At 38.2% G+C, this 2,956-nt stretch carries 3 protein-coding genes; all 3 read left to right on the forward strand.

Annotated elements, in window-relative coordinates:
* Positions 1-432: 432 nt before the first annotated feature.
* The 3 genes from AC1DPQ_RS23105 to AC1DPQ_RS23115 all read left to right on the forward strand — a co-directional run bounded on the left by AC1DPQ_RS23105 (position 433) and on the right by AC1DPQ_RS23115 (position 2,914).
* Positions 433-942, forward strand: coding sequence for an RNA polymerase sigma factor (locus tag AC1DPQ_RS23105; protein ID WP_051691810.1), 510 nt, complete (start codon positions 433-435; stop codon positions 940-942).
* Positions 935-1,462: a hypothetical protein gene (locus AC1DPQ_RS23110; protein ID WP_230151142.1), complete on the forward strand. Its 528-nt coding sequence runs from the start codon at positions 935-937 to the stop codon at positions 1,460-1,462. Before AC1DPQ_RS23105 ends, AC1DPQ_RS23110 begins: the two co-directional genes overlap by 8 nt.
* Before the next feature lie 165 nt (positions 1,463-1,627).
* Positions 1,628-2,914 (forward strand): hypothetical protein, encoded by a 1,287-nt coding sequence (locus AC1DPQ_RS23115; RefSeq protein ID WP_477579484.1) that lies wholly within the window; start codon positions 1,628-1,630, stop codon positions 2,912-2,914.
* The last annotated feature ends 42 nt before the right edge of the window (positions 2,915-2,956 follow it).

Consider the following 2,956-nt stretch of genomic DNA (forward strand, 5'->3'; position numbering starts at 1 on the left):
CATAGGTACTGTAGCCCCCGCCATTCGCTAATTCCGATGAAGGATCGGAACCGCTGCTGTCGGGTTTAGTTAACCGCGGTTTGTTTTCCTAGCTACAGGCCTAAGTGAAATAAACCTGATTATCGGGAAGAGCTTCCGATCCTTCATCGGAACTCGTATCAGAAAGCAGGACTAAAAAAGCCAAAAGCTTAGAACTGCTCATTTCCTATTCAATATAAAAACACTTTTTACGGGAATGAAAAAATCATTTTGTGCTTCGCTCCTGAGGATAACAGTGCATTTAATTCTATCTTAATACTGTATTAACTTATTTCTAAACTTTTTTTCTACCTTGATGCAACGTTTTAAAATCCCTTATGTCTTATAATCAGAATATTCGAAATTTTGGAAGCCGTATACATCGATAAGAACCTAGAGCTAGTAAAAAAATGCATGCAGGGCAGCCGCGCAGCACAGTTTGAATTGTACAAGCTGTATGCAAAGGCCATGTATAATGTGGCGCTGCGCATTTTAAATTACGAAGAAGAGGCAGAAGATGTTTTACAGGAAGCATTTTTGGATGCCTTTACCAGAATTGTAGATTTTAGGCAGGAAACCACTTTCGGACTTTGGTTAAAGCAGATCGTGATCAACAAATCCATCAATTATTTACGTAAACGTAAGATGGAGTTTGTAAGTACCGATGAGCTATCGGAAGTGCCTGATGAGGATAGTTTTGATGACAGTGAAGTACGGTTGCAAGCTGATGAAATTAGGACAGCCATTACCGAATTGCCAGATGGCTATAGAGTAGTATTGAGCTTATACCTTTTAGAGGGTTACGACCATGAGGAAATTGCACACATTTTAAAAATAAGTGAAAATACAAGCCGTACACAGTACATGAGGGCGAAAAAGAAGTTAAAAAGTATTTTAGAACAGAAAGGGATGAGAGATGAATAATAGATTAGAAACCTTCGTAAAGGAGAACCGTAAAGCTTTCGATGTAATGGAGCCATCGGCAGGACTTTGGGCAAAGATTGAACAGGAATTAGACAACAAGAAGAAAAAAAAGCCGGTAAAGCTGTATTTATGGATGAGTGCAGCAGCAGCTATCGTGGTGGTTTTCGGTTTAGCCTGGTTATACGTAGGAAAATTACAAAACAAAGATTTAGAAATAGCCGACGTTAGTGCTTCATATGCAAAAAAAGAAGTCCACTTCGCAGGTTTAATTACCGAAAAAAGAGATAGTTTGGCCATTTTCGCTTCTGCGAATCCAGAGTTGTATAAAAAATTTACTGCCGATCTGAAAAAGCTTGATGAAGATTACGAAAGATTAAAAGCAGAACTGCCAACCTCGCCCAACCAAACTTTTGTGGTAAAGGCCATGGTTAAAAACCGCGAAATACAACTGCAGTTATTAAAACAACAATTATTAATTATTAACCAGGTTGATGATTACAAAAGGGTTAACCAGATTTAATTTAAGAGAAATTAACGCCTAAAGTAGAAAGCGTAATAAATAGTAGTCAATCGGTCTTGATACCTGATTCAACATAATGATACAAATTAGGGAACGCTCACCACATTAAATTGCTTATTGCCGGCCGGCAGGTTTTGAGCCATTAAATGTTTAACAATTAACAACATGAAAACAATAAAAATATTTTTAGCCTTTATGGCTTTAATCGCCGTAAAAACCAATGCGCAAGAAGTTGCGGTAAATAGTCCATCAGAGCAGGTAATTGTCGAAAGTGCAGCGAAATCTTCAACACTGGCGATGGTTAACACGTCAAAGTATAAACAAGCAGGCAGTGATGCCGAACGTTCTAAATCTTTTAGCAAGAGTTTTAATGTAGATAATAACGATAAGGTTAATTTAAACAACCAATATGGATCTATCGTAATTAAAACCTGGGACAAAAAAGAAGTGCGTGTTGATGTAGATATTAAAGCTTATAGCAACTCAGACAGCGATGTACAGAAGCTGATAGATGGTGTGAGTATTGATGCCGCTAAAAACGGTGATGTAGTTACTTTCAGAACGAACATGGGTGACAGAAACGGACGTTATGGTCGTGGGATGAAGAATGGTGTAACCACCTGGCGGAGGGAAGTGAAAGTAAATTACGTGGTGTATATGCCGGCAGTAAACCCATTAACGGTTTCACAAGAATATGGCAATGTTGAATTGGGTAATTTTTCAGGTCCAACTTCTTTAAAGGTAGAATATGGCAATCTGGTTGCTGGCAATTTAAGCAACGTAAATAACTACATCAATGTTCAATATGGTAAATGCGATATCCAGGATCTGAATGCTGCGGTGGTAAAACATGAATACAATGGTCCTGTAACCATTGGCGCTGTGGGCACTTTACAACTTGATGCCGAGTATGTTGCTGTAAACATCAATACCATCAGGAAATCGGCCGATATTAAAGTACAATACGGTAAGGGTTTAACCGTTGGCACTATTGGTGGGAACCTGCTTTTAAATGCAGAATATGCCAAAGTAAACATCAACACAGTTAAAGGCAATACAGTTGCTAAACAGGCCTATGGCGATCTAAATATTGCATCAGCAGGTAAAATTGCGGTTACAGCAGAATATTCGAACGTTACTTTAGGCTCACTTAATGGTGATGCAAACATCAATATGGATTACAACCGCCTTAGCGTAAACGAAATTACTCCAGCTTGTAAAAACTTCAGCTTTGGTGGTGAATATGTAAGCGTTGGATTGGGCTTTGCCGACCGTTATAATGCCAATTTTAATGTTTCTACTTCGTATGCCGGCTTTAAATATGGCTCAAACGTAACATCAAGTTTGGTAAGTAAAGATGATGAAACCAAAAAATATACTGGTAAAATTGGTAGTGGAGGTGCTGCAAACGTATCCATTAAAACCGAATATGGTTCAGTTACCTTTAAATAAGATTTTTCAAAACCAAACAAACTATAAAGTCCTGCCAAATTG

This window comes from Pedobacter sp. 01T416_2, from assembly GCF_056398925.1.

Excerpts from the sequence above, each read along its gene's own strand:
- AC1DPQ_RS23105 (WP_051691810.1), top strand. The coding sequence starts at position 433 with ATGCAGGGCAGCCGCGCAGCACAGTTTGAATTGTACAAGCTGTATGCA.
- AC1DPQ_RS23110 (WP_230151142.1), top strand. The coding sequence starts at position 935 with ATGAATAATAGATTAGAAACCTTCGTAAAGGAGAACCGTAAAGCTTTC.
- AC1DPQ_RS23115 (WP_477579484.1), top strand. The coding sequence starts at position 1,628 with ATGAAAACAATAAAAATATTTTTAGCCTTTATGGCTTTAATCGCCGTA.